Annotated in this window: 29 protein-coding genes; 14 read left to right on the plus strand and 15 right to left on the minus strand. The window is 61.2% G+C overall.

Annotated features, from left to right (window positions below; all coding sequences use genetic code 11):
* The 5 genes from ACILSI_RS13245 to ACILSI_RS13265 all read right to left on the minus strand — a co-directional run bounded on the left by ACILSI_RS13245 (window position 1) and on the right by ACILSI_RS13265 (window position 3512).
* On the minus strand, window positions 1–444 hold the full coding sequence (locus tag ACILSI_RS13245; protein WP_395722359.1) for a thioredoxin family protein: 444 nt from the start codon (window positions 442–444) through the stop codon (window positions 1–3).
* A gap of 70 nt (window positions 445–514) precedes the next feature.
* A complete protein-coding gene (locus tag ACILSI_RS13250) occupies window positions 515–1213 on the minus strand; it encodes a CDP-alcohol phosphatidyltransferase family protein (RefSeq protein WP_395722360.1) in 699 nt (232 codons plus the stop codon).
* Window positions 1214–1232: 19 nt separating this feature from the next.
* Window positions 1233–1697: a hypothetical protein gene (locus tag ACILSI_RS13255; protein WP_395722361.1), complete on the minus strand. Its 465-nt coding sequence runs from the start codon at window positions 1695–1697 to the stop codon at window positions 1233–1235.
* 46 nt (window positions 1698–1743) lie between these two features.
* The gene (locus ACILSI_RS13260; protein ID WP_395722362.1) at window positions 1744–3084 is read right to left on the minus strand and encodes an MFS transporter; all 1341 of its coding nucleotides are present in this window, start codon (window positions 3082–3084) and stop codon (window positions 1744–1746) included.
* A 125-nt stretch (window positions 3085–3209) separates the two neighbouring features.
* On the minus strand, window positions 3210–3512 hold the full coding sequence (locus ACILSI_RS13265; RefSeq protein ID WP_395722363.1) for a hypothetical protein: 303 nt from the start codon (window positions 3510–3512) through the stop codon (window positions 3210–3212).
* Window positions 3513–3650: 138 nt separating this feature from the next.
* Between ACILSI_RS13265 and ACILSI_RS13270 the strand changes: the two genes are divergently transcribed.
* Complete coding sequence (locus ACILSI_RS13270) at window positions 3651–3899, plus strand: hypothetical protein (RefSeq protein ID WP_395722364.1); 249 nt, start codon at window positions 3651–3653, stop codon at window positions 3897–3899.
* A 19-nt stretch (window positions 3900–3918) separates the two neighbouring features.
* On the opposite strand, the gene ACILSI_RS13275 is transcribed toward ACILSI_RS13270, so the two are convergent.
* The 6 genes from ACILSI_RS13275 to ACILSI_RS13300 are packed head-to-tail and all read right to left on the minus strand — an operon-like array spanning window position 3919 to window position 10658.
* Window positions 3919–4875, minus strand: a complete 957-nt coding sequence (locus ACILSI_RS13275) for a Gfo/Idh/MocA family oxidoreductase (protein WP_395722365.1) — start codon at window positions 4873–4875, stop codon at window positions 3919–3921.
* A gap of 20 nt (window positions 4876–4895) precedes the next feature.
* Window positions 4896–6341: a signal recognition particle protein gene (ffh, locus tag ACILSI_RS13280; protein ID WP_395722366.1), complete on the minus strand. Its 1446-nt coding sequence runs from the start codon at window positions 6339–6341 to the stop codon at window positions 4896–4898.
* A 27-nt stretch (window positions 6342–6368) separates the two neighbouring features.
* Window positions 6369–7688, minus strand: a complete 1320-nt coding sequence (locus ACILSI_RS13285) for a polysaccharide deacetylase family protein (RefSeq protein WP_395722367.1) — start codon at window positions 7686–7688, stop codon at window positions 6369–6371.
* Window positions 7689–7693: 5 nt separating this feature from the next.
* A complete protein-coding gene (locus ACILSI_RS13290; protein ID WP_395722368.1) occupies window positions 7694–8431 on the minus strand; it encodes a hypothetical protein in 738 nt (245 codons plus the stop codon).
* A complete protein-coding gene (locus ACILSI_RS13295) occupies window positions 8428–9948 on the minus strand; it encodes a hypothetical protein (RefSeq protein WP_395722369.1) in 1521 nt (506 codons plus the stop codon). The genes ACILSI_RS13290 and ACILSI_RS13295 overlap by 4 nt, the downstream gene beginning before the upstream one ends.
* Window positions 9945–10658 carry a hypothetical protein gene (locus tag ACILSI_RS13300; protein WP_395722370.1) on the minus strand — a complete coding sequence of 238 codons (714 nt, stop codon included), beginning with the start codon at window positions 10656–10658 and terminating at the stop codon, window positions 9945–9947. The genes ACILSI_RS13295 and ACILSI_RS13300 overlap by 4 nt, the downstream gene beginning before the upstream one ends.
* 110 nt (window positions 10659–10768) lie before the next feature.
* Between ACILSI_RS13300 and ACILSI_RS13305 the strand changes: the two genes are divergently transcribed.
* A complete protein-coding gene (locus ACILSI_RS13305) occupies window positions 10769–11113 on the plus strand; it encodes a DMT family protein (protein ID WP_395722386.1) in 345 nt (114 codons plus the stop codon).
* A 321-nt stretch (window positions 11114–11434) separates the two neighbouring features.
* Here the strand turns inward: ACILSI_RS13305 and ACILSI_RS13310 are convergent, their stop codons facing one another.
* Entirely contained in the window at window positions 11435–12247 is an 813-nt protein-coding gene (locus ACILSI_RS13310; protein WP_395722371.1) for a DUF3313 family protein, read from the minus strand.
* A 30-nt stretch (window positions 12248–12277) separates the two neighbouring features.
* Between ACILSI_RS13310 and ACILSI_RS13315 the strand changes: the two genes are divergently transcribed.
* The 3 genes from ACILSI_RS13315 (at window position 12278) to ACILSI_RS13325 (ending at window position 15391) form a co-directional block, all read left to right on the plus strand.
* The gene (locus ACILSI_RS13315) at window positions 12278–13024 is read left to right on the plus strand and encodes a glycosyltransferase (protein ID WP_395722372.1); all 747 of its coding nucleotides are present in this window, start codon (window positions 12278–12280) and stop codon (window positions 13022–13024) included.
* Between the two features lie 112 nt (window positions 13025–13136).
* On the plus strand, window positions 13137–14519 hold the full coding sequence (locus tag ACILSI_RS13320; protein WP_395722373.1) for an NAD(+)/NADH kinase: 1383 nt from the start codon (window positions 13137–13139) through the stop codon (window positions 14517–14519).
* Window positions 14516–15391, plus strand: coding sequence for an MBL fold metallo-hydrolase (locus ACILSI_RS13325; RefSeq protein ID WP_395722374.1), 876 nt, complete (start codon window positions 14516–14518; stop codon window positions 15389–15391). The genes ACILSI_RS13320 and ACILSI_RS13325 overlap by 4 nt, the downstream gene beginning before the upstream one ends.
* On the opposite strand, the gene ACILSI_RS13330 is transcribed toward ACILSI_RS13325, so the two are convergent.
* Complete coding sequence (locus ACILSI_RS13330) at window positions 15373–15801, minus strand: rhodanese-like domain-containing protein (protein WP_395722375.1); 429 nt, start codon at window positions 15799–15801, stop codon at window positions 15373–15375. The two genes, ACILSI_RS13325 and ACILSI_RS13330, sit on opposite strands and share 19 nt — an antisense overlap.
* 203 nt (window positions 15802–16004) lie before the next feature.
* On the opposite strand from ACILSI_RS13330, the gene ACILSI_RS13335 reads away from it, so the two are divergent.
* The 7 genes from ACILSI_RS13335 to ACILSI_RS13365 all read left to right on the plus strand — a co-directional run bounded on the left by ACILSI_RS13335 (window position 16005) and on the right by ACILSI_RS13365 (window position 23436).
* Window positions 16005–16400 carry a prepilin-type N-terminal cleavage/methylation domain-containing protein gene (locus ACILSI_RS13335; RefSeq protein ID WP_395722376.1) on the plus strand — a complete coding sequence of 132 codons (396 nt, stop codon included), beginning with the start codon at window positions 16005–16007 and terminating at the stop codon, window positions 16398–16400.
* Window positions 16401–16521: 121 nt separating this feature from the next.
* A complete protein-coding gene (locus tag ACILSI_RS13340; protein WP_395722377.1) occupies window positions 16522–17010 on the plus strand; it encodes a type II secretion system protein in 489 nt (162 codons plus the stop codon).
* A gap of 8 nt (window positions 17011–17018) precedes the next feature.
* Window positions 17019–17423, plus strand: coding sequence for a type IV pilin protein (locus tag ACILSI_RS13345; protein WP_395722378.1), 405 nt, complete (start codon window positions 17019–17021; stop codon window positions 17421–17423).
* A gap of 18 nt (window positions 17424–17441) precedes the next feature.
* The gene (locus tag ACILSI_RS13350; protein WP_395722379.1) at window positions 17442–17972 is read left to right on the plus strand and encodes a type II secretion system protein; all 531 of its coding nucleotides are present in this window, start codon (window positions 17442–17444) and stop codon (window positions 17970–17972) included.
* A gap of 35 nt (window positions 17973–18007) precedes the next feature.
* The gene (locus ACILSI_RS13355; RefSeq protein ID WP_395722380.1) at window positions 18008–20170 is read left to right on the plus strand and encodes a GspE/PulE family protein; all 2163 of its coding nucleotides are present in this window, start codon (window positions 18008–18010) and stop codon (window positions 20168–20170) included.
* A 39-nt stretch (window positions 20171–20209) separates the two neighbouring features.
* The gene (locus ACILSI_RS13360) at window positions 20210–20686 is read left to right on the plus strand and encodes a response regulator (RefSeq protein ID WP_395722381.1); all 477 of its coding nucleotides are present in this window, start codon (window positions 20210–20212) and stop codon (window positions 20684–20686) included.
* Window positions 20683–23436, plus strand: a complete 2754-nt coding sequence (locus tag ACILSI_RS13365; RefSeq protein WP_395722382.1) for an ATP-binding protein — start codon at window positions 20683–20685, stop codon at window positions 23434–23436. Before ACILSI_RS13360 ends, ACILSI_RS13365 begins: the two co-directional genes overlap by 4 nt.
* A gap of 18 nt (window positions 23437–23454) precedes the next feature.
* On the opposite strand, the gene ACILSI_RS13370 is transcribed toward ACILSI_RS13365, so the two are convergent.
* A complete protein-coding gene (locus ACILSI_RS13370; RefSeq protein ID WP_395722383.1) occupies window positions 23455–24222 on the minus strand; it encodes a platelet-activating factor acetylhydrolase IB subunit in 768 nt (255 codons plus the stop codon).
* 108 nt (window positions 24223–24330) lie between these two features.
* Here ACILSI_RS13370 and ACILSI_RS13375 point away from each other — a divergent pair, with 108 nt between their 5' ends.
* Complete coding sequence (locus ACILSI_RS13375; protein ID WP_395722384.1) at window positions 24331–25992, plus strand: hypothetical protein; 1662 nt, start codon at window positions 24331–24333, stop codon at window positions 25990–25992.
* Here the strand turns inward: ACILSI_RS13375 and ACILSI_RS13380 are convergent, their stop codons facing one another.
* A complete protein-coding gene (locus ACILSI_RS13380) occupies window positions 25993–26373 on the minus strand; it encodes a hypothetical protein (RefSeq protein ID WP_395722385.1) in 381 nt (126 codons plus the stop codon). It lies immediately after the preceding gene.
* Window positions 26374–26376: 3 nt separating this feature from the next.
* On the opposite strand from ACILSI_RS13380, the gene ACILSI_RS13385 reads away from it, so the two are divergent.
* Window positions 26377–26739, plus strand: a complete 363-nt coding sequence (locus tag ACILSI_RS13385) for a group II intron maturase-specific domain-containing protein (RefSeq protein ID WP_395722387.1) — start codon at window positions 26377–26379, stop codon at window positions 26737–26739.
* The last annotated feature ends 198 nt before the right edge of the window (window positions 26740–26937 follow it).

Here is a 26937-nt window from a genome sequence, read left to right on the forward strand (position 1 = left end):
TCAGTTCGCGCTCGCGGTCTTGGCAGGCTCGACCTTCTTCAGCACTTTCTCCAACTTCTTGGCGAATTCCTTCGGAGAAGAGCCGCCTTCCTGCTGGTCGATGGTTTTGCCGCTCGCATCAAGGAACAGCAGGTGCGGCACGCTTTCGAGCTTGTGGCTCTCGAACAGCTTCAGGTTGGCATCCACATCGATGTCAAGGTAGGCCCAGTTGAACTTGTCATGGAAGGGCTTCACCGCCGCGCTGGGATAGACTTCCTTCTTCATTTCCTGGCACGGGCCGCACCAGGAGGCGGAGAAGACTAGAATCGTGGGCTTGCCGTTTTCCTTGGCCGCCTTGGTCACGACATCGTTGGCAGTGGCGAATTTCGGGCTGCCTTCGGGGAAATCAGCCGCGTGGAGAGTGACTGCAAAGGCAGTGGCGAGAATAAGGAGGGTTTTTTTCATGGTGTGCAAAAGCTAAACGCCGCATGGGCAGGACTAAGACGCGCCGTGCCGTGAATTATTCCAGTGGGAATCAATTTGCCGCTGACTTCGAACACAACTCCTGCGCCAGCACAGCCAGACGACGCCAGCAGGTCCACAAGCCGCCGAAAAAGATGAGTGTCAGCGCTATCAGAATGCCTGTTCGGTCCCATCCCGCGAGATGCTGGATCATTTCGATCAAAACGCCGCCACAAAGCACCGCCATGCGATGCTGTTTCGCCATCGGCCCCCGATAATCATGCTTCGCGGTCAATGAAGCGCCCAGCACGCGAATGTAGGCCGCCCACACTGCCACGACGGCGCAGCACCAGCCCAGCGGGATCACGTCAAAGAGCTTCACCACACCTGGATCACCTGCGCCGCTGTAACCGGCGCCGACCAGAATCAAAACATCCGCCACACGATCCGGTGCATCGTTGTAGATCGCGCCCACGGGCGATCCTTTGCCACCTTCCACCGCCACCATGCCGTCCATCAGATTGCACACCAGACGCATTTGGATGCAGGCGATAGCTCCGAGCCAGACGCCCAGAATGCCAGCCGTGCTCGTTTGATCTCCTGCCACGAGGAAGCAAGCCATCGCGCCAGCGGAAAAGAGCACGCTCAACACCGAGATCACGTTTGGAGACTGGCCTGATCGCGCCAGCATTCCAGCCAGCGCATGCGCCCAGCGTGTGTCGCGGGATTTAAGCGCACGACGTGAGGCCAGATGCTCTTCAGGAACGCTCATGAAGCATGCGAGAGAGGCTTCAGCGTGGCGACGCGCTCCAGTGCGTCACGCGTCCCCGCGTAAACTCCACCACACCCGCCGTGTAGGGCACATACATCACGGTGGGACCACCGCCCATGTAAGGATAGCCGCCCCCCCAGCCATACGGGCCGCAGCCGCCGTAACCCCAGCCTCCAAAACCAAAGCCCATGTTCATGTTGTAGCTGCGCACCGGGCGCTCGCCGAGGTAGGTCCAGGACTCGATTTCCTTGCCCCGGCTGGTGCCCACCGAGACCTGATCCGGCCTGCCCCAGGCCAGAAAGACCGCGTCGCGGTTCATGCCCTCGCGGATGACGCCGCTGGTCACGAGTTCGCGTTCGCGGCTGCTAAGCTGGTTGAACATCTGCGGATTGCGTTCAATGCGGCTCTGTGGACCGACAGCGCACTGCGAAAGCAGCACGACAGCCGCAAGGCCTGTGAAAAAGCGGAGGATCGAATGATTCATGGTTGTGTCCTTAATACGTCGTGAAACTGACAACTGTCGAGTAAAGCTACTGACGGCCATGGCCCTCCGGTTGTTCATCCGCATCAGAGGAAAACTGCCGCAGGGCCAGCCACAGGCCTGCCACCACCAGTGTACCCACAAACCACCACGGCCAAAGCGTCAGCGCTTTGGCAAAGACCTGCGGATCATCCGCGCTGAGGCCCAGATTCCCGCCCACCCAGCTCGTCTGCCAGCCAAACAGCAGCGTCAGCACGCCATAAGCCAGATTCGTGGTCAGTCCGCGAAAGCTCAGAGCCGTGGCCCGCTGCTCCGAGCTCACGATCTCATTGAGGTAATGCGAGAGGAAGAACTGCAAAAAGCGCATGCTCATGAACAACGGCACCACCAGCGCGATGCCCGCCCAGCCCGGTTGCGGATGCGCCGCCGCCATCAATCCAGCGAACACTGCCACGCCCAGCCACAGGAGATTCTGCCACGAGTTCATCACCCGCGTGCTTTTCTCCATCAAGCCCGCCGTCACCAGCCCCAGCAGCGACACGCCGGTACCGATCACGCCGTACCAGGCCTCCTCGATGCCCACGAGCCGGTAAAAATTGCTCGCCACCGTCAGGAACAGCCGGATCACGCTGTCAAACACCACGCCGAACAGCAGCAGCGCGAACGCCGCCCGCGTGCGCCAGATCCAGCCGCCTGTTTTCAAGATCGAGGCCCAGGTCTCGCCCACGCTTTGCCAAAAAGAGGCTGCCACCACGGGAACGCGCGGCTCCGTCATTCGCAAAGTCACCATGAGGCAGGCCAGCGCCGTGCCCAGGCATAAAAACAGCGGCAACTTGATTGCCACGTTCTTCGCCACGACCACATTCAAGCCCAGGAATTGCATCGCGGCTGTCAGGCTGTGATGATCATAGACCACGGAGCCGGTGATTGAGGACACCACAAAGCCCAGCGCCATCCCGCGTGACAGCCTCGCCATCACCTGCGGCCACAACTTTGAGCGCTCCGCCTCGGGCAGCGAGTCATACGCCAGCGCCTCATCCGCTCCGCTGGCACAAGCCTCCGCCGCGCCGCTAAGCACGCGGTTCAGCACAAACAGCCACAGCACGATGTCATGCCGGCCCGGCGGCATGGCGCAGAGCACTGCCATTTCCAACACCATGAGCACACCTGCCGCCACCACCAGCGGCCTGCGGCCAAACCGGTCCGCCAGCGCTCCTGACGGCACCTCCAGTACCACGCTGGTCAACGCCCACACCACATTCAACGCCGCAAACTCTCCGATGCTCAACCCCAGGTCGAGAAACAGAATCGTGAACACCGGGTAATAGAACCGACAGTTGAACAGGATGCGGAACCAGACAAACAGGCGCGCGTTGGAATGCTCGGACATGACGCGTGAATACGTCTGGAAAAGACTCCGGGCAAGAAATGCCAAGAATGAAGCCTGCTGATGCACTGTCTGCCTTCAAAAAAGGCTGGCGCATCAGCAGGCGCAGGTCAGCGCGAACGCGGCGGCTACTTCTTCTCAGCGTCCACACGCGCCTTGGCGGCGGCCGCCTCGGCTTCGACTTTCACTTTCTCAGCGTCGAGCCGGGCCTGGTCAGTGACCTTGCCGGCCTCGATGTTGGCCTTGTCGATTTCGGCATTGGTGTTGGTCTGCTTCAGAGCCTCTTTGGCGGCAACGTCCACGGCCTCTTTTTCATGATCGATCGCGTTTTGCGTGGCGTCGGCACGGGCGTCGATGGCGGCTTTCTGTTTGTTGCAACTGCTGACAGCAAGGGTGGTGAGGGCGAGGAGTGCGAAGGCGGTGAGTTTCATGGTGTGCTTGGGTTGGTGCGGTTTCACCCAGTGATGGAACGCGCAGCAGGATATTGCGCCATGCGGCCGGCCCGCGCCATGGGGTGAATACCCACCTGTCATCCAGCGTGAAACCATCGCATGATGATGCCCTCACTAATGAAACGACACACCATCATCCTCCTGCTGCTGCTCCTCGGGTTGCTCGCCTGCGGCGTCACCTCATGCGGCAAAAAGACTGCGGAGGCCCGAGCTAAAACTGCCGCGCAGCATGAAGCGGATCAAAAAGCCATCGCGGTGAGGGCTGCGGCAGACAAAATCATCGCGGATCAAAATGAAGCGGCACTCCTCAAGGCCGCTGCATTGAAGGAGGCGGCGGCTAAGGAAGCCACCACGCCACCAAAGTAAGGCCGCCCCATTTCGCGGCTCACTTCGTTCCCAGCGAGGCGTTGCGTTCAATCTGGTCCGTGATCTCCAGCGCGATGCGCACCGCCTCCGCGCCTTCCTGGCCGGTGACGACCGGACGGCGGCCATGACGGGCGCATTCGACGAAAGCGGCGATTTCGAGCTTTAGCGGCTCGCCTTTCTCCACCTCCACCTCCTCACGCACGATCTGCATGCCGTCCTTGCGGTAAATCCAGCCGCTCTGCTCCTGGTAGTCCAGGCTCAGGTAGCTGCTGCTCTGGAAGACGCGAATCTTGCGCATCTTCTCCGGGCTGATGCGGCTGGCGGTGATGTTGGCGATGCAGCCGTTGGCAAACTTCAAACGCGCGTTGGCGATGTCCTCGCGCTTGGTCAGCACCGGAATGCCCACGGCATCGATCTGGATGAGCTCGGACTTCACCAGATGCAGCACGATCTCGATGTCATGAATCATCAGGTCGAGCACGACTCCGATGTCGATGCTGCGGTTCGGAAAGGGCGAAAGGCGGTGCGCCTCGATGAAACGCGGATTGTCCATGCGCTCCTCAAGCTGGCGCAGCACCGGATTGAAGCGCTCAATGTGCCCGACCTGCAAAATGACGCTCTTGGCCTTGGCTAGCTCGATCAATGCCTGCGCCTCGGCATAGGACTCGCTGATCGGCTTCTCCACCATCACATGAATGCCGTTCTGCATCAGCGGCTCGGCCACTTTGCGATGGAAGATGGTCGGCACAGCCACGGTGGCCGCATCGACGCGTTGGGCGAAGTCCTCCAGGTCGCTCGCGGCATGCGTTTGATACTGGGCGGCAAACTCGGCGGCGCGGGCGGGGTCCGCGTCATACACACCGGCGAAAGTGATCGCGCCATCGCTGTTCGCGGCGATCTCCGCCATGATGCGCGCGTGATTTTTGCCAATGGCGCCGACGCCGGCGACTCCGATGCGAAAGGGTGTGTTGCTCATGTGGGTCTCGTGAAGATGAATTAGAATTTGCCTGGGAACTTCATGCCTGGCGGCAGCTTCGGCATCTTGCCGCCGCCACCGCCGAGGCCGCCGAGCAGGCTGCCGAGGCCGCCCATGCCGCCCATGCCGCCGCCGCCACCCGCGCCGCCCATCATCGCGTTGGCCATCTGCATCATCGCCCCCTGGTTCTTCATCATCTTCTTCATCATCTCAAACTGCTTGAGGAGCTGGTTCATCTCCATCACGGGGCGGCCCGCGCCGTTGCAGATGCGCTTGCGGCGCTGGCCGTTGATGATCTCCGGGCGCTGGCGCTCTTTCGGTGTCATGGAAAGGATCAGCGCCTCGGTGTGCTTCATTTTTTTGTCGGCATCCGGGCCGATGGCATCCTTCATCTTGCTCATGCCGGGCAGCATGCCCAGCAGGCCGCCCATGCCGCCGCCGGAGGTGAGCTTCTTCATCATGCGCATCTGCTGGAGCATGTCATTGAAGTCGAATTTGTTGCTCTGCATGCGCTCGGCCAGCTTCATGGCCTCCTTCTCGTCGATCTCCTCAGCGGCTTTTTCGACGAGGCTGACCACATCGCCCATGTCGAGGATGCGCTGGGCCATGCGGTCCGGGTGGAAGACTTCGAGCTGGTCGATCTTTTCGCCCACACCGAGGAATTTCACCGGACGGCCCGTGACCTGGCGCATGGAGAGCAAGGCGCCGCCACGCGCGTCGCCATCGAGCTTCGTCATGATCAGTCCGGTGATGCCGACCGCGTCGTTGAACTTCTGTGCCACGCTCACGGCCTGCTGGCCGGTGGCGGCATCGGCCACGAGCAGGGTTTCGTTCGGCTGCACGATCTCGCGGACTTTTTTCAGTTCGGCGAGCAGTTCCTCGTCGAGATCCTGACGACCGGCGGTGTCGAAGATGGCCACGCCGCTGCCCTGCTCCTTCAGCCAAATGAGTGAGGCCTTCGCCGCCTTCACCGGATCGGTCTCGCCTTCCGCCGGAGCAAACACCGGCACATTGAGCTGCTGGCCGAGCACCTGGAGCTGCTTGATGGCCGCCGGGCGGTACAAATCGAGCGCCAGGAGCAGCGGGCGACGGCCTTGCTTCTTGAGCCAGGAGGCGAGCTTCGCGGAAGTGGTGGTTTTGCCCGCGCCATTGAGGCCGGTCATCAAAATGCGCTGCGGCGGATCGACATTGAGCGCCACCGCCTCGCCGAGGATTTTGACCAGCTCGTCGTGGAAGATTTTGACGATCTGCTGGCCGGGGGAAACGCTGCGCAGCACCTCCGCGCCGACAGACTGCGTTTTAACGGCCTCGACGAGTTCCTTCGCCACCTTGAAATCCACATCCGCCTCCAGCAAGGCCATGCGAATGTCCTGCATGGCGTCGGAGACGTTGGATTCGCTGATGCGGGCCTGTCCGCGCAGCTTTTTAAAGGCGAGTTCGAGTTTTTCGGTGAGGGAGGAGAACATGAGGACTGATGAGAAAAGTATTCGGCGTCACTGCGCCGGGAGATAGGAGGCTTTGAGGTCGATTTTGAAGCGCCAGCTCACGACTTCGGCGGGCTGGGCGGCATCGCGCTGGAAGCTGAGGCTGAGGGCGCATTCCTCGTGACGCAGCTTGTAGGGGAACTGATAGCGCACGGTCATGGTGGCGGGATCGTAGGTGGCGGGCACGGTGCCGAGGCCGGCGACGCGCAGTTTGATGCTCTCCGGCACGACGGTGCCGAGCTTTTTCAAACCGGCCTCGATGAGCGGCATGCGGTTGGCAGTGACCGCGTCGGGCTTGGGACTGAGGTCGATGAGCTGCTCGCCTTTGTCGTTCTTGGCGTCGGCGACGAGGAACTTGTTGGAGCCGACATCGCCGCGGCCGCGGAAGCTGGTGGCGAGCTTGAAGTTCGTGTCGCTGTCCCCATGGATGATGTAGCGGCCGAGTTTGCCGTTCGGCGTGTCCCAGGTGACTTTCTGGCCGTTGACGGTGACGAGGGACTCGTAGCCGATCTGCAAACCGGTCTCCATGACGGCCTCATCGAAAATGCCGAAGGGATAGGCGAAGGAGGTGCATTTGATCTTGAGGTTCTGCTCCAGAAACTCACGCGAGTCCTTCAGCTCAGCCAATATCCACTGCTGAGTGTCAGCGTCGTTTTTGGCACCTTTGGGACGCTTTTTGAGACTCTCGTGAGAGACGCTGTGGCTGCCGACCTCGCAGCCGTTCTGCATCATTTCCTTGATCTGATCCCAGCTCAGCGAACGGCCGCCGATGTTCACATACTTTTTGTAGAGGTAGATGGTGAAGGGGAAGCCGAAGTCACGCAGGACAGGATAGGCGAAGGTGTGAACGCCTTCCCAGCCGTCGTCCATGGTGATGACAATGGATTCTTCCGGGATGTTCTTTTCGCCCTTCTTCCAGGCCATGACATCGCTGAGCGTGATGACGGGAATCTTGGAGTCCTTGATGGCCTGCATCTGCTCGCGAAACTTGGAGGCCGCGATGAGCATGGGACTGCCGCCACGGTCACGAAAGTCGTGATAGCCGAGGATGGAGACGACGGCGGATTTGTTCAGCTCGAACACAGGTGCCTTGGGCACATCCGGCTCCGGGACGGCGGCGGTGAGCATGGCCGACTCCTGCAGCTTCTTTTCGATGGCCTGCTCTTCCGGGGTCAAAACGGGTTCGGCAGGCTTCGGCTTGGGCGGTGGTGGTTTGGGTGTGACACCGCTCTGCTCGGCAAGGCGGCGCAACTTGTCCTCGATGCGCTTGCAGCCAGGCAAAGCGCCCAAGGCGAAGACAGCGAGGAGGATGAGAGTGAGGTGGCGCATGCAGGTCAGTTCGCGGGCGGGCGAGGTTTGGTGATGAGAAGGCTTTTGAGGACGAGCTTGGCGGCGTTTTTGTCACCGGCGGTGAAGCGCAGTGTTTCGCCGCGATGATCCCCGGTCAAGGTCAGGCTGCCGAGACGCAAGATGCGAAACGTCTGGCCGTCCTTGGTGGCGCGGTCCGACTCCAAGGTCTTTTCGATCTTTTGCCCGGCAAACTCGACACTGAGGGCCAGCGGTGTGGCGAGTTCCTCGCAGGAATAATGGAGCAGCACGTCATAGGTGCCGGCATTGATGGCGGCGATGCGCCATTCCGCCTCCCCGAGCGTGGCGGCGACCGCGTCGGGCGGTGCGGCAGGCACAAGGCTCTGGGCAAGAGCGGGGGAGAGCGCGATAAGCGCCTCTTTGCGCTCCAGCGGCACAGCCATCGGCGCGGGGGCCGGCATGGGCATCTCTCCTGACTGAGATTTTTGCAGGGCGATGAGATCCAGGGCACCGCCGGAACTGATGACCTGCTGAATGCGGGCGATCTCAGCGTCGTAAAGCTTTCGATCTGCCGCCGTGGCAGCCAGCCTTTGCAGTTCGGTGAGGTATTTGCCCAGCAGCGGGATGTGGCGCGCGCTCAATTCCTTCTGGTAGATGCTTTCCATCTGCTGAAGTCGCGAGACGGCCGCGGGAGCGGCGGGCTGCTGCGCCCAAACAACCGCAGAGTGCAGCAAGACAACGATGCCGAGAATGCGGGGTGTCATGGCCTGCCTCCTTCCGCGTTTTCGGGTTGCAACGCCCAGGCTCCGGGCGGCGGCTTGCGCTGTTTTGCGTCATTTTCACGCGCTTCAAGCATGGAGATGAGCGCCTTCTCCGTGGCGTTGCGCTTGAGATCACGCGGCGGCGGGACGACGGCGGCGAGCCCGTGATCGACGAGCACGCTTTGATAGAGACCGACATCTGGCAGGAACAACAGCGCTGCCAGCGTGCCGTCTTTGTCACGATCCGGGCGGACGAGCAGGCGCAGCGACTTGTCACGCAAGTATCCAGAGGTGAACTCCCGCGCAAAGCGGCCGATGGAGATCACATCCTCGTCGGCGATCTTGAAGTGGCGGGCGAGATTTTTCATGCCCGCGTCTTTTTCATCCGGCGGGGCGCATTTGACCCACAGCAGACGGATGGACAGCTCACGCCCTTCGTGAACGACCTTGAAGCGGTCGCCGGAGACAGGCTCGGCATCGGCCAGCCGTGCGTCGGAGATGTCCTCGAAGCCGTTGAGCCCGCTGGCGGCGGTGGCGATGGCGCGAACGCCCGTGGGACCGCTTTTTTGGTCCAAAAGACGACGAATGCGACGTGACTCAGCCTCGGCCTGATCCTTCAGCGCAGGCTTGTCGGCCGCCAGCTTCTGCAAATCGGCCAGATAGGTGTCTGTGGCGGTTTTGCGGACGGATTCGAGAGAGCCGCGCAACTGGGCGGTGGCCTGCTGCAAGGTGGCGCTCACATTGGCCGTGGTCGTGGTCGCGGGCACTGAGGCGGCGGCTTCTTCCGTGATGGGAGCGAGGCGGAAATTGCGCAGGCGGATGATGTTCGCAGGATAGCCGGCGGTGCTGGTGAAACGCAGCGTGACCGGACTGCGGGCAAACGTCAGCGGGCCGACGCGCACCGTGGTGAAGGTCGTCTCATCCGCGCTGCGAGCGACCTCAAAACTACGGCGGTTTTCCGAGGAGACTCCGAGGAGGTTGACCTCGTTAAACTCAAACATGGCGGTCTGCTGCGGCTGGAATTTGGAGGAGGCGTAGATGCTGCCCGCGACGGGGGCGTCGCTCATATTGGCCTCGAATTCGAGGTGGTAGCGTCCTGGAACGAGGCGGAAGTTCAACCATTCGGCACCACTGCCGTTGGAACGCCAGCCGCTGAGCATCTCGCCGGAGGATTGCGCGGAACCCGTCAGACGCGCCTGGGACAATAGCAGCGGCGTGGCGAGGCTGGAGGCCGTGCCGGTGTAAAGCGCCTTCAATTGCTCACGACGTTGACGAATGGCCCTCGCCTCTTCGTAGTCGCCCGAGGCCGCCACTTCGGTCTCCGCTTTGGCAAGGGCACGCTCATACTGCTCGGTCAGGAGCTGTGAGTCAGTCATGATCTGGCGCAGCAGCGCGGATCGAAGAGTGATGAGCGTGGCGGGCTCCGGTGGCGGGGCGGGGAGGGGCGTCTGGGCATGCAGGCCCAGGCAGGCCCAGGCAGGCAAAGCGGCGATCCAGATTGGCAGACGGCAGTTCATCATCTCGACGCAGGCACGAGTTCCACGGCCAGCAGTTGCATGAGGTTGTTGGTGACGAGCGACTCCACCACCAGCGTGAAGGTTCCGGAGCCATCGCTGATTTTGAGCGTGCCCGCGTTCCGCTCCTCCGGGCCTTTGAGCGTGGACTCGATGGTGGCTGTCAGGCTGTAGCGCGTTTCTTTGACCAGCAGCGTGCCGCCCTCCGCCGCTCCACAGCGGTAACGCAGGAGCACCTCGTAACCACCGGCGGGCAGCGACGGCAGCTTCCAGGTGGCGGCGGCGCCGGTCTTCGACCAGCCAGTGATCGCGCCACCTTCAAAACGAAGTTCCTTCAAGGTGGCTGATTCGAGCGGCAGCTTGACCCGGTCTGGCAGCAGGGCGGTTTTAAGAGCCTGCTCACGGGTTTGCAGCAGCAACAGATCCTTGTCCAGACGCGTCAGCTCACCTTGGAGGCGCTTGCGCTCGTCACGCGCGGTGATGGCGGCATCGTAGTCGCGTGCGGCGGCAAACTGTTTTTCCAGCATGGCCAGGGTGGTGATCTGCTGCTTGACCGGAGCCAGGCTGGATTCAATGAGGCCGCGCTCGTAGCCGAGGCGCAGCAGGGAAATCTCCGGGCTGGCACCCGGATCGTCTGCACGCGGCTCCTCCGCCGGGGCCGAAAAAACAGGCCCCGCAAAAACGAACGCGCATGCAAGGACGAGACCGAGTTTCACACTGTGAGGATGAAGGAAGAAAAATGTCGCCGGATGCTAGCCGCAGCCACCTGCGAAACAAGCCCGAAGTCAGGCTTGGCACGATGTGGAAGCCGCGCTCTGATGCGCCGATGAACTGGCCTGTGATCAAAGCCGTCGGGCTGCTGGTGACGTCGAACATTTTCATGACTTTCGCCTGGTACGCGCATCTGCGGGACCTGAGGGCAAAACCGTGGTTCATCGCCGCCCTGATCAGTTGGGGCATCGCGTTCTTTGAATACATGCTACAGGTGCCGGCGAACCGCATCGGCAGCACGGCGCTGACGCTGCCCCAGCTCAAGATCGTCCAGGAAGTCATCACGCTAATGGTCTTTGTGCCCTTTGTGGTGCTGTACATGAAGGAATCGCTGAAATGGGACTACCTTTGGGCCGCCCTCTGCATGTGCGGCGCGGTGTACTTCGTTTTCCGCAAGTAAGTTCTGCCAGCCGCTCAGTCGGGTTCATCCAGGGAGTGGATGCATGCATGGAGCAAACGACACGGCGAAGCGCCCCTCACCTAACCTCTCCCCGCCCGGTCATTACAGAGCTTGGGTCATCCACAGCGGGGAGAGGGACTGAAAAGCGGGCGCTCAGGCCACAAGGCATGCTTGTTAGTTCCTCTCCCCGCTTAGTGCATGCGCTTGCTTTGCCATCGGTTGCGGGGCTAGCGCAGCGCCGCGAAGCGAAAGGTTAGGTGAGGGGACAGTCGCCGCGTCTGTGTGACCCGGCAGAGGCCGCAATCACTCCTCGGATGGCCCTCAATTCGGCCGCAGCGTGATGGAGCTTGAGTCCTTGATTCTCAGCCCGCTCGGGGTCCGCGTCATCTGCTCGAACTGCACAGCCCAGTCGCGCATGGAGTTCACCGCGTGGCCGTAGGGCTGGTAATCACGCGTGTTGAGGAAGGTCAGCTTGTCGGACTCGTGGTCAGCGAACTGGAAAAAGACGCGGCCTGTGCGGGAATCCACCACTTTGCCCTCGATCGCCATGTTTCCCTTCGTGAACCAGCGTCCCAGCACCGCCGCTGGTGTCACGGCAAACTTCAGCAGCGTCATGATCGCATTGCCCTTCGGGCTGGTGGGGCTGAGTTCGATGACCGCCAGCCGCAATGTCAGCGTGTCCGCCCCCGGCTTGTCCACGATCTTATACCGCGCCTGCGGCGAGCGGCGGAAGGCCGCCACGAACTCCTCCCGCAGGCGCGTGGCGACTGCGGCCTCCTGGCGATGCACCCCCCAGGCGATCTCCCTTGAGGCCAAAGCCTTGCTCACCGGACGCAAATACGCCAGCGTCACCGGCGCGACGTGGAGTTTTTTGCGTGTCGTGCTCTCGGCCAGCACACGCGGGTCCGGCGTGGTCCACACCACCTGAAAGGGCAGGTGGCCACGGGCATCCTGCGCGAGTGAAGGTTGCTCAAAAAAAGGTGAGAGCCCCGCAGGCCGCGCTTTGAGAAGGCGGTTGGCTGAACTGCATGCCGCCAAAGTGACTGAGAGCAGCAGCATGAATAAAAAATGCGGGAAACGCATGACAAGACGCGTCATGACAAAGACACAACCCGGCCAGATTCCAATTTTCATTTTCCGATTTCCATCTTTCTATCCGTTCACATGCCAGCTGCCGTCCATCTCGTCATCCCGTGCTACCACGAGAGCGGACGCATCGGCCCCTTCCTCACGGAACTCTGCGCCGTGACCCAGGAACTCGGCGGCGTGACGATCCGCGTCGTCGAAGACGGTTCTGACGCGGCTGAAGTGCGGCGCATGCGCGAAATTCTCGCCCCGCTCTGCCAACGGCACTCACACCTGCTCGATCCGCTCTTTCTGCCAGACAATCGGGGCAAAGGCGGTGCCGTTTACGCTGGCTGGAATCTCGAACCCACCGCCGAATGGATCGCCTTCGTCGATGCGGACGGCTCATGCTCCGCCGCCGAGGTGGCCCGGCTCATCCGCCTCGCGCGTGAGCAGCCCTCGCCCCAGTCCGCCCTGTTTGCCTCGCGCCTGCATCAATTCGGCGGGCAGGTACACCGCCCTTGGAAACGCCGCCTCATCGGCAGTGTGTTCGGCCTGCTGGTCTCCACCCTGCTGAGCATCCGCATCCACGACAGCCAGTGCGGACTCAAACTTGTCCCGCGTTCCGCTTACGCACGCATCGCCCCTGACTTGCGCATCCAAGGCTTCGCTTTCGATGTCGAACTCCTCGCCGCCTTGCACGACAGCGGCTGCCCCGTTCAGGAAATTCCCATCACCTGGCATGAGACCCCTGGCGGCCATGTGCATCTGATCCGCGACTCCCTGCGCATGGCGCGTGATGTGTGGCGGGTGCGTCAGTGGCGTCTGGGGCGGGAACATGCCTGACCATGAGTTCCTGGCTTGGTCGTTGAGAGCGTGTCCGTTCGGCGGCGACATTGTTTGAGCCGGGGCGAGGGCTTGCGGCTTGCACTCGTGTTGACCGCTGGCAGGATGGCGCATGCCGAAAAGCATCGCTATTTTTGGAGGGAGCTTCAATCCACCGGGGAAGCATCACGCGGCCATCGCCTTGCGGCTGGCGGAGATGTTTGACGAGGTGCGGGTCATTCCGTGCGGGCCGCGGCCGGACAAGCCTATGACGGGCAGCGTGCCGCCGGTGTATCGTGCGGCGCTGGCTGACATTGTGTTCGGCGGGCTGCCGAAGGTGGTCGTCGATTTGAGCGATTTTGAGCAGGAGACATTCACCCGGAATCACGAACTACAGACACGTTTCGAGCGTGAAGGCGAGGTGTGGCATGTGGTGGGCGCTGATTTGCTGGAGGGTGGGGCGAGGGGGGAATCCCCCATTCAGCAAACCTGGGCGCGAGGCGCGGAACTGTGGCAGACGGCGAATTTCGCGGTGCTGCGCCGTCCAGGTTATGAGCTGGACGCGCGCGACCTGCCGCCGCATGCGCGTGAGGTGGATTTGATCGTCGAGGGAGCGAGCACGGTGATCCGTGAGCGCTTGAGCAGCGGGAAATCGGTGACGGAGATGCTGCATTCGCGGGCGCTGGCCTACATTGAGCGCTATGGCTTGTATCGTGCCCCGATTCCGGGCAATTGGGCGCGTGGCACGCTGGAGGGCGCGAAGTTTTTCCTGCAAGCGGACGCGGCAATTCCGAAAGTGCGGGAACTGAGCGTACCGCTGGTTTCAAGGCATGTTCCAGCGCCTGACGCAGACTTTATCAGCGTGGTGGGCGGTGATGGCGCGATGCTGCGCAGCATCCGCGAGCACTGGCGGGCACGGCTGCCCTTTTTTGGCATCAACGCGGGGCACATGGGCTTTCTCTTGAACGGGCCGGAGCAGGTGAGCGCGGGAGCGTTTCCGCCTTGTGACGTGATTTTCCGCCAACTGCCGATGCTGTTCCTGGAATTCGAAGATGAGAGCGGTCAAACACGCACGGCGCATGGATTCAACGACGCCTGGCTGGAGCGTGCGACGAGCCAGAGCGCGTGGCTGGAGATCACCGTGAACAACGTGCCCCGGATTCCGAAACTGGTGAGTGATGGCGCTTTGGTGGCCACGGCGGCGGGTTCGACGGCCTATGCGCGGAGCATGGGCGCTTCGCCACTGCTGGCAGACACGCCTGCCTGGCTGCTGGTGGGATCCAATGTGCTGGAGCCTGCACATTGGCGCAGTGCGCTGCTTTCTCCCGACACCACGGTGGAAATCCGCAGCCTGGAGCCGCGCAACCGGCCGGTGCAGGCGTTTGTGGATGGTCTGAGCATGGGGCGCGTGGTGGCGCTGCGTGCGCGGCTGTCACGCGCTGCGGCGGTGGAACTGGTCTTCTGCGCCAGCCATGACATGGCGGAAAAAATCGCGGCGATTCAATTCGGAGCATGATTCCAGCCGCGCAAAAAGACGAGGTGTTGCTGGCTGACATCGCAGCGGCCTCGAAGGATGAAAACACGCTGCATGTGTGGTGGCTGGGACAGAGCGGTTTTCTGGTGCAATGGGCGGGTGAGCGGTTGCTGTTTGATCCGTATCTCTCGGATTCACTGACGAAGAAGTACGCGCAGACGGACAAGCCGCATGTGCGCATGACGGAGCGTTGTGTTGATCCAGGAAAACTGACCGGCGTCAGCCGGGTGACGGCGAGTCACGTCCACACAGATCATTTGGACGGCGAGACGCTGGTGCCGCTGGCGCGGGCGAATCCAGGTTTCCGGCTGTATCTGCCGCATCCCATCATCGCAGAGGCGAACAAGCGTCTGGGAGACGCGGAGGTCACGCTCTGTCCCATCGGTGATCACGATTCCTACCATGAAAACGGCTGGGAACTGCGCGGCGTGGTGGCGAAGCACAACGAGGTGCTGCGTGATGAGCACGACAACTGCCATTACACCGGATTCCTGGTGAAATGCGGCCCTTTCACTCTCTATCACAGCGGGGATACGCTGTGGCATGACGACATCGTAAAAATCCTGCGTGAGAACCACTGCGACATCGCTTTTCTGCCCATCAACGGCAACCAACCTGAGCGTCGTGTGGCGGGGAACCTCAACGGTACGGAAGCGGCGGCGCTGGCAAAGGCGGGGAAGGTGAGGCTCGTGGTGCCATGCCACTACGACCTGTTTGAGTTCAACACAGAGACGCCGGATGAATTTGCCACGGCTTGCGGACGGCTGGATCAGCCCTTCAAGGTGCTGCGTTGCGGTGAGAAACTGGAACTGCGGAAAGAATGCGGCTCCGCTGATTATTTTGCCACGGCCTGACCGCTGGCGGTCCAGGCGTTGAAGCCGCCCTTGAGCAACAGGATGTTTTTGAAGCCGAGTTTGTGCATTTCCAAGGCGATGAGCTTGGCTCGGCCTCCGATGGCGCAGTAAACGATGCTGGGCTTGGATTTGTCGAGCTTGGCGAGAGCATCGTGCGTCTGTTGTCCGTGGAAGTGGTCGATGTGCAGGGAATTGAGGATGTAGCCGTGTTTCTGGCGCTCCTCCTCAGTGCGCACGTCGATGATCTGGGTGTCGAGATGCTCCACGAGATGGCGCTGAACGTCTGCAGGCGCGATGACGCCTATTTCAGCGGGAAGAACGACTGAGGGGGGCGCTGTAGGTGGCGATTCGGAGCGCCCGCTCTGGGGAAGCAGGGCGAAAATGAGGATGAGTAAGAAAGAGGTGCGCATGGCGTGGAGAGGAATCAATGGCCTGAAAAGCCGGTCAGGGAAGGAGGTTGTGAACGGAAATGTCAGAAAATTGTGATAATTATAAAATTTATGTTGAATCAATTTCTGATGACTGATATAAATACCATAATTCGAGGCTGAACAACTCAAACGGGCTGCTCATCTCGAAGTTAACACCAACAGCCAAACACAAAGATAACACTATGAAAAACATCAAGCTCAACACATCCCGCAAGGCTGGCTTCAGCCTCGTTGAAATGCTCGTCGTCATCGCCATCATCGGCATCATCGCCGCGATCGCGATTCCAAACATCGGCAGCCTGAACGACAGCGCTCGTGACGCTGCCGCAAAGCGCAATGCCCAGACCGTGGCTTCCGTGCTCAACGCCGCTGTCGCCGCTGGCGCTGACCTCGGTTCTCCTGCTGACGGCCAGGCCCTCCTTGACCTCGCCGAAACCGGCGTGAGCCCAACGGACGGCGCCTTCCAAGGCAAGACCTTCACCTCCGGCCCAATCGACGACGATGAAGAAGCCAAGGCTGCTGCCTACCTTAGCTGGGACTCTGCCAACAAGCAGGTCAAGTATGACGCGGGCAACTAATTGCCCTGATCATTCGTCGCCCGGCACTGTGGTTTGATCAACAGCATCGGACGAATCTCGTCCGCCGGGGAGGTGACTCCCCGGCGGATTTTTTGCAAAAGGACAACAAGGCTGCCAGGACATGAAAGCGACGTATCACAGGAACAGACGGAACGGATTCAGCTTTGTGGAGGCGATCTTCACGATCGCCATCATCGGGATCATGTCATCCCTGGTGGTGGCGGCGATTTCCAATGCCTCGCGTGACGCGCATCGGGTCATGGCACGTCAGCAGCAGGCGGCAGTGAACAGCGCGCTCACCGCCTGGGTGATGGCACAGACCCGCGTGGGCAGCACGGCACAGGTTCGCGGCCTGGAGAGTGTGCGCACCACTTACAACGCGCTGCCAACCACTTCGGCACGGTTTAACCTCCTGGTGCCGAATGCTTCCTCGCCGGATCCGAATTTGCGGGCCGGTTTTTTGGATCAGACCACAGCGGATCATTTTCTGGACTACACCACCGGCACGGACCGGTTGAAAACCGCCGCCATGGACAATGCGAAACAGTATCTAAGCCTGCCCACCTGGCAGAGCGGTGATTTTCCACGCGTGGAGCTGGTCAACGAATGAGTTTGCTCATGAAAAACTCCTCAAACAGCAAACATCGCACGTTTCCAGGATTCTCCCTGGTCGAGATGATGGCCTGCGTTTCGATCATCGGCATCATCGCTTTCATGGCGATTCCTTCCGTCACCCGCATGCGGGGTGACAGCGAGCGCAATCTCGCCATCGCGCGCGCCGAGGCGCTGAACCTGGCGCAGGCGAGTCTCATTCAGGTGCGCGGACGCACTCAAGCGGCTCTGGATTGGTCCGGTGCGGCCACGGTCGAGGCGAAGTACACGCTGCTGCGGCCTTACCTGAGTTTTTCGGAGACGACGCTCGCCGCCTTTCTGCCCTCTGGCTACAGCGTCACATTTCCTCCGTCCATCACCAGCATGACGAAGGCCGCGCTGAGCGGCCCGAGCGGGACCATTTACTACTGATCTCCTTATCCAGGCCTGATGACCACCATTAATCATAAAAGCGGATCTGCCGCCAGTGTGCTCAAGCATGACTGGCGCGCGGCTGGCTATTCGGTTTCGGAGCTGGTCATTGTGATCTCGATCATGGGTGTCTTGTCAGGCATTACGGTGGGGGCGTTTCATCAGTTTCTGGACGGCAGCAAGGACGCGCTGGCCACGGCAAGGCTCGAGATGCTCAACCAGGCGCTGCACAGCTTCGCCCAGTATAACAAAGAACTTATTTACACCAGGCAGGACGGGGCTGCTGAGGATGAGAGGACCGTGCTGCGCGTGCTTCAGTACCGTGGGCCGTCAGAGGACAAGGCGGCCATTGGCTCTCCATACCTAGACCCGATGTACAATCCGCTCACCTCCAGCTCTGACTCGTCTTACCGCCTGCGTTGGACGGGCCGGATGTATGAACTGCTCAAGCCACAGACGCCCGGAACAGGCCTGCTCATGAACTTCGAAGGCACTGACTTCAAGGGGCCGCCGCGTCCCGTGGACCCCGCAGACATGCTGGGGTTCTGACGCCATAGACCTGAAACCTTTCGGACCCGCCATTCATGCCCGCCACTCTCCAGATTCCGGCCTCGCCCACACCCAAATCTTTTGGGGCTGCGAGTAATCCGCCAAGCGCGACAATCGAGGCCCGGCACGCGGCAATTCTTTCTATCGAGGGGCTGGCGTTGCAATATAGCATGCTGCCGGTGACTCTGCTGCGCGAGAGCTGCTCGCCCGACGCGGAGCGGCTCATCCGCAAGCTAGGGCGCGTGCCCTATGTGGCTGATCCGTGGCTGCCAGTGACGACTATCGGGCCGCTGCTGGTCATGGCGCATCACAACCCGAAAGCCGGGGATTTGTGGGGCGTGCCGCCATTCATGACCATCCGCGTGCTCATCACGCCGGAGCAGTATCAAAACACCCGCAAAGACCTGGTGCAGCGTTTCGGCCAGATGCCGATCTCGCAGTCGAACACCATGGAGCAGTTGCAGCCGCCGGTGTTTGCCGATCTCGGCCTGGAGGGCACTTTCAACTGGCTGCTGGAAAATTACCCCTACGAGCCGGCTGAGATCACCAAGCTCAAAGGCTTCTACGAGGCGCAGAAAGGCAAGACGGACACACTTGGGATCAATCATTTCAACGTGGTGCAGCGCAACATGGGCGTGGCCCTGCAGCATCTCGTCAGCGGCGGCCGGGTCATGGTGTACAGCGCCACCGAAGCGCAGCGGCAAACCTTCTTCCCCATTCCGCTGCTGGAGCGTCACAGCGTTTATCCGCTCTACATCGGCAAGCATGTCGTCTTCTTGCTCAGCGAGAGCAGCGATTGCTACGCCTTCGAGGACGAATGGCTCTCCATGGGCCATCCGGCGGTCAAAATCGTGCCGGTCATGGCCGATTTGGCGGGAATTCGTGACGCGATCAATCGCGCTGGAGCCACGTTTGACCCTGGGGCCGTCGCCTCAATGGACGGCGCTTCGCTTTCCGTGGCCGATGACGCCACGGTGGTGGAAATTTCTCCGGAGGACATGGCCCGGGTCAATCCGCAGAATCCGAATCACGAGCCGGAACAATTGGTGCAGTGGGCGTTGTTCACCGCCATCCGCTGCCGGGCTTCTGACCTTCATTTGGAGAAGTTTTACAGCTTTACCCGCTTCCGTGCCCGCATGGACGGCACCATGAAGACGATCATGACGGCACCGGAGAGCCAGTTGAATCGTTTCGTCGCGCTGCTCAAAAACTACGCCGGCATGAATCAAAGCCGTGCGGAGTGTCAAGACGGCCGCATGGCGCTCTCCGTCGGCCGCCGCCGCGTGGATGTCCGTGTCGCCGCCATTCCCACACGGCGCGAGTTCCAGAAGGTCATCATGCGCTTCCTCGACAAGCAGGACGGCGTGAAGCGCCTCTCGGACTTCAATCTCTCGCAGCGCCAGATCGACATCCTCACCCGCACCATGCAGCGCGACCAGGGTCTTGTGCTCGTCACCGGTCCCACAGGTTCTGGTAAAACGACCACGCTCTACGCGCTGCTCAACAGCGTGAATGATGAAGGCGTCAACATCCAGACCATTGAAGATCCCATCGAATACGAGATCGAAGGCATCAATCAGACGCAGACGAACAACGCCCGCGGTCTCGACTTCGCCAATGGCCTGCGCTCCCTCCTGCGTGCTGACCCGGACATCATCCTCATTGGTGAATCACGCGATGCGGAAACCGCCATGGCGGCGGTGAACGCCTCGCTCACCGGCCACTTGGTGCTCACCACGCTGCATGCTAACGACTCGCTGCGCGCCGTGTCGCGTCTCCTCTCCATGGGCGTGGAAAAATACCTGCTGGCCGATTCTCTGGCCCTCAGTCAGGCGCAACGTCTCGCCCGCCGTCTTTGCGCCTACTGCAAGCAGCCCATGCAGGTGCCCCAGGACGTGCAGGAACTGATGGCGCGGCAGGCCGTCATCACCCAGCCGATCACCACGCCGATCTACAACGCCCGCGGCTGCGATGAGTGCCACGGCACCGGTTATGCCGGTCGCGTGGCCCTCATGGAGCTGTGCGAGGTGAACAACGAACTGCGCGATCTTGTGGAAGAGGGCGCGCCTCTCAGCGCCATGCGCGCCGCCGCCTTCAAAAACGGCTTCCGCTCCCTTTATCAAGAAGGTCTGCAGCAGGTCATCGGCGGTCATACCTCGCTCGATGAGATCAAGTGCCTCAGTTACACCGCGATGTGACGACCATTTTCATTCCAACCACGCAACTACCTTACTGCCATGTCCCATTCCACCCAGCTTCTCCCCCGTGAATTCTCCACCCGAGCGACGGTTCGTGTGCTGATCGTTGATGACGAGCCGCATGTTCTCGCCGTGGGCAAGGCCGTGCTTGAAGCGCATTGTTTTGAAACCCTGGCTGCCCGCAGTGGCGAGGAGGCGCTGGCGATTGTGCGCCGTGGCATTGAGGACGGACAGCGTGTCACCGTGGCCATCCTTGACCTGACCATGCCCGGCGGCGCATCCGGCTTTGAAGTGTTGGAATGGCTGCGGGCCTGCGATCCCGAGCTGCCTGTCATCGCATGCAGCGGTTATTTTCAGGAGGATGTGCGCGAGCTTTGCCAGGCCATTGGTTTCATCGATGTGCTGCACAAGCCCTTCAACCTCGAAACACTCGGGGTTTCCGTGCGCCGCGCCATGGCCCAGGGAAACGAAGCGGCGGCATTAGAGACCACGCTCAACCATGACGCCGCTTCATGAGATTTAACTTCCAGATCGCCAACCGGTTTACTCTGCTGGGCATGTTCGCCGTTCTCGTCGGTGCGGGTGCCACGGCGGCTGGTTTTATCTGGCAGGAGTTCATCACGTTGCGTTTTGTTCAGAACTCCTATCTCGGCGCTGTCGCTCTGGCGGGGCAAATGGAGCTCAATCGTCAGGCTCTTTCAGAGGGTGAGCTGACCGGCGTAGCCCCCTTGAACTGGGAGAATGAGACACGGATGCGCATGCGTCTCCAGACCGTGGAAATTCCGCCTGCATTGCAAGACCTCGGCTTGGAAGTCGAAGTCGTGGCACCGCGTCAGAGCGCCAGCTCCGGCGCGCCCGTCGTGAAGTCGCCGCCCATCTCGATCCTGCCCATCTGCCAGAAATGTGCCGTTCAGGAGCCTGATCCGGCGCATATGGACAATCTCATCTACCGCGTCATGGCCGGCACCAGTCTGGTCATGGATGACACCAGCGACAGCCGCGACCTGGAGGTCAACGGCGGTGATCACTGGCTCATCAGCGCCGCGCCGCTCTATGGGCGTGACGGGCGTGTGGCGGGCGCGTTCATCGCGCGTCAGCCGCTGGTGCAGTTGCGTCACCTCGTGAACACGCAGCGCCTCGTGGTGCCGATTTTCGGAGCCTGCGCCGGCTTGGCGCTCGCCGTGCTCGGCTTCTACTTCATCGGCCGCAGCATCACCAGCAAGACTCGCGCGCTGGTGGACGCCTTCCGGGCGATGCGTGCTGGCAACTTGAACGTCCGCCTTCCCGCCTGCGGTGGCGACGATCTCGACATGGTGCAGGAGGAGTTTAACACCATGATCGAGCACATCCGGGACGAGGATCATCGCAAACACGCCCTGCTCATCGAATACGAGGGCGCCAAGCGCCAAGCCGAGGTGGCCACCGCCGCCAAGGGCAACTTCCTCGCCAACATGAGCCACGAAATCCGCACGCCCATGAACGGCATCATTGGCACCACCAGTCTCCTTATCGAGTTGGGGCTCGATCCTGAGCAGGAGGAGCTTGTGCGCATGATCCGTTCCAGCGGTGAGTCGCTGCTGCATGTCATCAATGACATCCTCGACTTCTCCAAGCTCGAGTCCGCCAAGATGGACATCGAAAAACTTCCCGTCGATCTCGAAAAGCTCCTGGGCGACACCACCGACGTCTTTTCCCACAAGGCCGCCGAGAAAAACATCGAGCTCAACGTCCACCTCGATGCCGCCCTGCCGCGCAAGGTCATTGGCGACTTCCAGCGCATCAAACAGGTGCTCGTGAACCTCGTCGGCAACGCCATCAAGTTCACGGAGAAAGGAGAAATCCTTCTTCTTGTCCGCCAGGTCTCGCGCCAGACCCCGCAGGGTGATCAAACGCTCCTGCATTTCTCGGTGCGAGACACCGGCATCGGCATTCCTCCTGAAAAAATCGGCCAGTTGTTCCAGGCCTTCAACCAGGCGGACGCCTCCACTACCCGCAAATACGGTGGCACCGGCCTGGGCCTGGCCATCTCCAAAAAACTCGTCAAGCTCATGGGTGGGGAGATCAGCGTCGTGAGCGAGGATGGCAAAGGCTCGGACTTCTTCTTTGAACTGCCGCTTCAGGTCGCCGCGGACGATGAGTCCCGCGATGAGGAGATTGTCTGGCTCGACGTTGTCAAAAACCGCCCCGTCACCATTTACAGCGCACATCCCACGACGTTGCAGGTGCTCAACCAGTCGCTCATGCAGTGGGGCATGAGTGTCACGGTGCTGCGTGAGCGTTCCGTCGTTGATTTGGAAAACCACATTGAGGAAGCCGGACTGTTCATTCTTGATGTGTCCCGTCTGCGCCAGGAAGAAGCCCAGCCTCTCCTCAATGCCGCCGCCGTGCGTGGCACCGCTATCGTCACCCTCATGCCCATCACCCATGCGAAGCTGGACCGCGATCGCTTCGCGCCGCCCGCAGGCAGCAGGCATCTGCGGCTCTCCAAGCCGCTCAAGCGCCGTGATCTCCTCCGCAGCATGTCCGAACTCTACCGCATGCCGCGTCGTGTCGTCGTGGCAGGCACGGCGCCGGTTTCTCCGATGCTGGCACCGCAAGGCATGCCCATGCTCATGCCCCAAGGTTTCCAGTCAGCTTCCTATCCTCAGCCGATGATGATGCCGCCGCCTGTCATCCAGCCCATGATGATGCCACAGCAGGCGGTCGCGCCAGTTGCCAGCGTTTTTGTTCCAGCGCCTTCGGCCGGTCCGAGCACCGCCGGCTCTCACGCGGCCTCCGGCGGTCATGACGCCCAGGTGTCCAACTCCACCAACCGTGCCATCGCCAACGCCGCCAAGGCGGATGCCAACAACTTTGCCAGCCAGAACCCCGCGCGCATCCTGCTCGTCGAGGACCAGCCCTTGAACCAGAAGATCGCCGTCATGCTCATGCAGCGCCTCGGCTACACCAAGATCGACATCGCCAACAACGGCGAGGAGGCCGTCGAAATGTCCGCTCAGGGCACTTACGACATCATCTTCATGGACTTGCAGATGCCCGTCATGGGAGGCATCGAGGCCACCCGCCGCATCCGTGGGAATTTCCAGCTCAAGAACCAACCTGCCATCATCGCGATGACCGGCCACGCCCTCACCGGCGTCAAAGAAGAGTGCCGCGAGGCTGGCATGAACGCCTTCCTGACCAAACCCGTCAGCCTCGACGACTTCCGCCGCGTCATTCCGCCAGCGCTGTCTGTCGAGGCCTCGAAAATACCGATGAGCCTTTGATCGAAAGGTTTTCGAGCCTTACTTCATCAGTTCAGCCAGCTTGGGGCTGATCGCATCCGCCCAGATCTGGTAACCCGCAGCTGAGAGGTGCAGGAAGTCGGGCATGATCTCCTTGGTGAGGCTGCCGTCGGGCTGGAGGAATTTATCACCGATGTCGAGGAAGTGGATGTTCTTGCCGTCGTCGAGCTTGGCGATGATGGCGTTGACCTGCTTCAATTTGTCACGGCCTGGATTGGGCGTGGCTTTTTCACCACGCGGGAACACGGCCAGCAGGAGGATCTTGGCCTGCGGCTGCTTGGCGCGGATGGTTTCGACGATGACGGTGACGCCTTTGGCGATGCCCTCGGCAGTGTCTGTGCTGACGTTGTTGGTTCCAATCATGAGCACGGCAGCCTTGGGTTTGATGCCATCGAGCTCACCATTCGTGATGCGCCAGAGCACATGCTGCGTGCGGTCGCCGCCGATGCCGAAGTTCGCAGGAGTGTATTGGCCGAAGGCCTTGTCCCAGATCTCTTTTTTGCTGCCCCAGCCTGCGGTGATCGAGTCACCCAGAAACACGAGCTGCGCCTTGCCCTCTTGGGCGATTTTCACGAAGCGCTCGTGCGCGGCTGCGAAGCCAGGGTTTACCTTGCCATCGGGGCCATACTTCTGCGCGGCCACATCCGGTGGTTGCGGCGGCATTTTGACTGCTGGCGCGGCAGGTTTGACGGCGGGGGCCGGAGTCTGCGCTTGGGCAGAGATGGAAAGAAGCAGGAGGAGGGAGGCGGCAAGGTGGTTGAATTTCATGCGTTGCGATTGTGAGCGGCGGTGTCCAACCACACAATCATAAAATCACGGACAGGCCGGCGAAGCGCCGTTGTTGCCAAACCTGCGACCCCGCCTTGTAATGGCGGCATGAAACATTGCTTCCATGGATGCCTGCTGTTCCTGCTGCTGGCGCTGAGCCTTGGCGGTCTGTCTGGTCAGACGCCCGTCCCCACGGCTGCTCCCGCGCCTTTACCAGAGATGGTCGGACCGCCGGACAAGAAGGAGACATTGCGCCGTCTCTTGAACACACGCGACGCTCTTCGCAAATCGCTCGATGAATTGCGCAAGCGTCTGCCCAGCGAGACCAGCGACTCCGCCAAACGCGAGGTGCAGGAGCAGATCGACGCGCTGGACAAGCAACGGCAGCAGGTGGAGCGGGACTTTGCGGTGCTGGCCACCGGTTTGCAGGAACAGCAGACGCGAGGCGACAAAAGTGGCCCGGTGGCGCCTCCTTCATTGCAGGAGGAGATCAGCCAGCTCCTCACCCCTGTGTTTACCGATCTGCGGCAGCTCAGCCAGAAGGCGCGTCGTGTGCAGGAGCTGGAGGATGAGATCGCTCAGCTTCGGGATCGCGAAAACCAGGCCAGTCGAGCCATGGCGGAGATCGACAAGCTGCTGGCCGAGGTAAAAGCCGCCAAAGCACCGGATGCCGGCCTGCGCACGGCTCTCAACGACTCGCGCAAGACTTGGCAGACCCGTCTGGACGAGTCGAAAAACCGCATCGCCGCGCTTCAGCATCAACTGACCGAGCTGCGTGTCACGGGCATCGACTTCTGGACGGAGCTGGGCTCGAACGTGAAGCGTTTTGTGTTCATTCGCGGCACCAACATTATTCTCGCGGCGCTGGTGTTCATCGTGGTCTTCTTCGGGCTGCGCACGGCTTACTCGTATGTGTTGAAGGTCGTTCCGGTGCGCAAATATCAGCGTCTCGGCTTCACTTTACGCGTGCTTGATGTGGGGCATGAGGGCGTCAGTCTGTTGCTGGGCATTTCCGCCGCGCTGCTGGTGCTCTATGCGCGGGGCGACTGGCTGCTCGGCGGCCTGGCGCTGCTCGCTCTCGGCGGCCTGCTGATGACGGCGAAGACCGGCATCGCCCGGCATCTGACGCAGTTGCAGTTCCTGCTCAATCTCGGGCCGGTGCGGGAAGGGGAGCGCGTCATCATTCAGGGCGTGCCCTGGCGTGTGGGCGCGATCTACATGTTCACCCAGCTCACCAATCCGGCCATGGGCGGCATCGGGCTGCGCCTGCCGCTGGAAATGCTGGCGGGCCTGACCTCACGCCCCAGCAAGCTCGATGAGGCGTGGTTTCCGTGTGAGAATCGTGGCTGGATTCTGCTCAATGCCACCGCGCTCAATGGCAGCATCCTGGCCCAGGTGACGGAGATCACGCCGGACCATGTGGAGATTACTTATGATGGCGGTTTGAAGCGCTGGATACCGACCGCCACCTTCATGACCATGGATGTGGCCTCTCTCAGCGCCGGCTTCACCCGCAGCGTCACCGTCAATCTGCCCGCCGATCCTGAAGCCGCCGCCTCGCAGGCCATCGTGGAGCGCTTGAAATCCGACCTCCGTGCCGCGCTGCTGCAACTCATGCGCCCGGAGGAACTGACGGATCTGGAAGTCGAGTTGCTCGAATCACCCGGTTCATCCCTCAACTGCCTCATCACCGCGTCCTTCACCGGTTCGCAGGCTCCGCATTACCATCGTCTCTCGCGGGTGCTGCGTCGGGCGGGCATGATGCACTGATCAAGACCCGGCCTTCAGCTTTTCCGCGATGAAGTCCGTCATGCTCGGCAGCCCGAAGGCGTGGTTGCCGTATTCGTTGTTCGGAATCCACGCCTGCGCCTGCTTCGGGTCCAGCGAACTCTGCGGCACGAAGGTCATCACCCAGCGCAGCCGCGTCGATTCGCGTGAAACCGGGTCCGCGCTCCTCGGATCGGCCATGTCCGGCGCAAACCCCAGCCACAGTGCCGTGAACCCGCCCGCCGAGCCGCCACAGCCGCCGATGCGCTCCTTGTCGATGCGCCACTCCTCAGCAGCAGTCGTGGATCGATCCAATGGACGGCGAAAGCGCACGCAACGTTCAAGCAGAGAATCAAAGAGATCACCCGCCGCAATCGCGGCCACGCCATCAAGGACGTCATCGACGAACTAAGACGCTACGCCGTGGGGTGGATGAACTACTTTGGCATCAGCCGCACCTACCGCGAAGTGCTGGAGCTCGACGACTGGACCAGGCGGCGTGTGAGGCTTTACTATTGGAAACAATGGAAAAGGCCGCGCACCCGCAGGCGCAATCTCATCAAACTGGGAGCCAATCCCGATGAGGTTCACATGGCAAGCCGAAGCCGAAAGGGCTACTGGCGCATGAGCCACAACCGCATCGTGCAACAGGCCCTGAGCAACCAACGGTTAAAAGAACAAGGAGTGCCCGAACTGAGAAGTATCTGGATCAAGCTGCACTACGGAGAAGCTGTGAAGCCTATCCGTTAGTCTGATTGGAACCGCCCGGTGCGGAGCCGCATGCCGGGTGGTGTGGGAGGGGTGACAGGCGCAATCCTGTCACCTCCACCCGATTAGGCGGTGTCTTCGCAAATAAAACGCCTTTCTGGCAAGGTGCTGGAATGGGCGGGAGTTGAGAAGGAGCCATGTTCAACAAACTGACCCGGAGTCTGCAAACCGCCCTGCGTG

The organism is Prosthecobacter sp. (genome assembly GCF_044232965.1).
GTDB lineage: Bacteria > Verrucomicrobiota > Verrucomicrobiia > Verrucomicrobiales > Verrucomicrobiaceae > Prosthecobacter.

What these genes read in the sequence shown, in the direction of transcription:
- ACILSI_RS13335 (WP_395722376.1), top strand. Translation starts at nt 16,005, where the DNA reads ATGAAAAACATCAAGCTCAACACATCCCGCAAGGCTGGCTTCAGCCTC.
- ACILSI_RS13290 (WP_395722368.1), bottom strand. Translation starts at nt 8,431, where the DNA reads ATGACACCCCGCATTCTCGGCATCGTTGTCTTGCTGCACTCTGCGGTT.
- ACILSI_RS13270 (WP_395722364.1), top strand. Translation starts at nt 3,651, where the DNA reads ATGAAACGACACACCATCATCCTCCTGCTGCTGCTCCTCGGGTTGCTC.
- ACILSI_RS13370 (WP_395722383.1), bottom strand. Translation starts at nt 24,222, where the DNA reads ATGAAATTCAACCACCTTGCCGCCTCCCTCCTCCTGCTTCTTTCCATC.
- ACILSI_RS13340 (WP_395722377.1), top strand. Translation starts at nt 16,522, where the DNA reads ATGAAAGCGACGTATCACAGGAACAGACGGAACGGATTCAGCTTTGTG.
- ACILSI_RS13375 (WP_395722384.1), top strand. Translation starts at nt 24,331, where the DNA reads ATGAAACATTGCTTCCATGGATGCCTGCTGTTCCTGCTGCTGGCGCTG.
- ACILSI_RS13315 (WP_395722372.1), top strand. Translation starts at nt 12,278, where the DNA reads ATGCCAGCTGCCGTCCATCTCGTCATCCCGTGCTACCACGAGAGCGGA.
- ACILSI_RS13250 (WP_395722360.1), bottom strand. Translation starts at nt 1,213, where the DNA reads ATGAGCGTTCCTGAAGAGCATCTGGCCTCACGTCGTGCGCTTAAATCC.
- ACILSI_RS13350 (WP_395722379.1), top strand. Translation starts at nt 17,442, where the DNA reads ATGACCACCATTAATCATAAAAGCGGATCTGCCGCCAGTGTGCTCAAG.
- ACILSI_RS13360 (WP_395722381.1), top strand. Translation starts at nt 20,210, where the DNA reads ATGTCCCATTCCACCCAGCTTCTCCCCCGTGAATTCTCCACCCGAGCG.
- ACILSI_RS13325 (WP_395722374.1), top strand. Translation starts at nt 14,516, where the DNA reads ATGATTCCAGCCGCGCAAAAAGACGAGGTGTTGCTGGCTGACATCGCA.
- ACILSI_RS13305 (WP_395722386.1), top strand. Translation starts at nt 10,769, where the DNA reads ATGAACTGGCCTGTGATCAAAGCCGTCGGGCTGCTGGTGACGTCGAAC.
- ACILSI_RS13355 (WP_395722380.1), top strand. Translation starts at nt 18,008, where the DNA reads ATGCCCGCCACTCTCCAGATTCCGGCCTCGCCCACACCCAAATCTTTT.
- ACILSI_RS13245 (WP_395722359.1), bottom strand. Translation starts at nt 444, where the DNA reads ATGAAAAAAACCCTCCTTATTCTCGCCACTGCCTTTGCAGTCACTCTC.
- ffh (WP_395722366.1), bottom strand. Translation starts at nt 6,341, where the DNA reads ATGTTCTCCTCCCTCACCGAAAAACTCGAACTCGCCTTTAAAAAGCTG.
- ACILSI_RS13275 (WP_395722365.1), bottom strand. Translation starts at nt 4,875, where the DNA reads ATGAGCAACACACCCTTTCGCATCGGAGTCGCCGGCGTCGGCGCCATT.
- ACILSI_RS13295 (WP_395722369.1), bottom strand. Translation starts at nt 9,948, where the DNA reads ATGATGAACTGCCGTCTGCCAATCTGGATCGCCGCTTTGCCTGCCTGG.
- ACILSI_RS13320 (WP_395722373.1), top strand. Translation starts at nt 13,137, where the DNA reads ATGCCGAAAAGCATCGCTATTTTTGGAGGGAGCTTCAATCCACCGGGG.
- ACILSI_RS13310 (WP_395722371.1), bottom strand. Translation starts at nt 12,247, where the DNA reads ATGAAAATTGGAATCTGGCCGGGTTGTGTCTTTGTCATGACGCGTCTT.
- ACILSI_RS13265 (WP_395722363.1), bottom strand. Translation starts at nt 3,512, where the DNA reads ATGAAACTCACCGCCTTCGCACTCCTCGCCCTCACCACCCTTGCTGTC.
- ACILSI_RS13365 (WP_395722382.1), top strand. Translation starts at nt 20,683, where the DNA reads ATGAGATTTAACTTCCAGATCGCCAACCGGTTTACTCTGCTGGGCATG.
- ACILSI_RS13260 (WP_395722362.1), bottom strand. Translation starts at nt 3,084, where the DNA reads ATGTCCGAGCATTCCAACGCGCGCCTGTTTGTCTGGTTCCGCATCCTG.
- ACILSI_RS13330 (WP_395722375.1), bottom strand. Translation starts at nt 15,801, where the DNA reads ATGCGCACCTCTTTCTTACTCATCCTCATTTTCGCCCTGCTTCCCCAG.
- ACILSI_RS13255 (WP_395722361.1), bottom strand. Translation starts at nt 1,697, where the DNA reads ATGAATCATTCGATCCTCCGCTTTTTCACAGGCCTTGCGGCTGTCGTG.
- ACILSI_RS13345 (WP_395722378.1), top strand. Translation starts at nt 17,019, where the DNA reads ATGAAAAACTCCTCAAACAGCAAACATCGCACGTTTCCAGGATTCTCC.
- ACILSI_RS13285 (WP_395722367.1), bottom strand. Translation starts at nt 7,688, where the DNA reads ATGCGCCACCTCACTCTCATCCTCCTCGCTGTCTTCGCCTTGGGCGCT.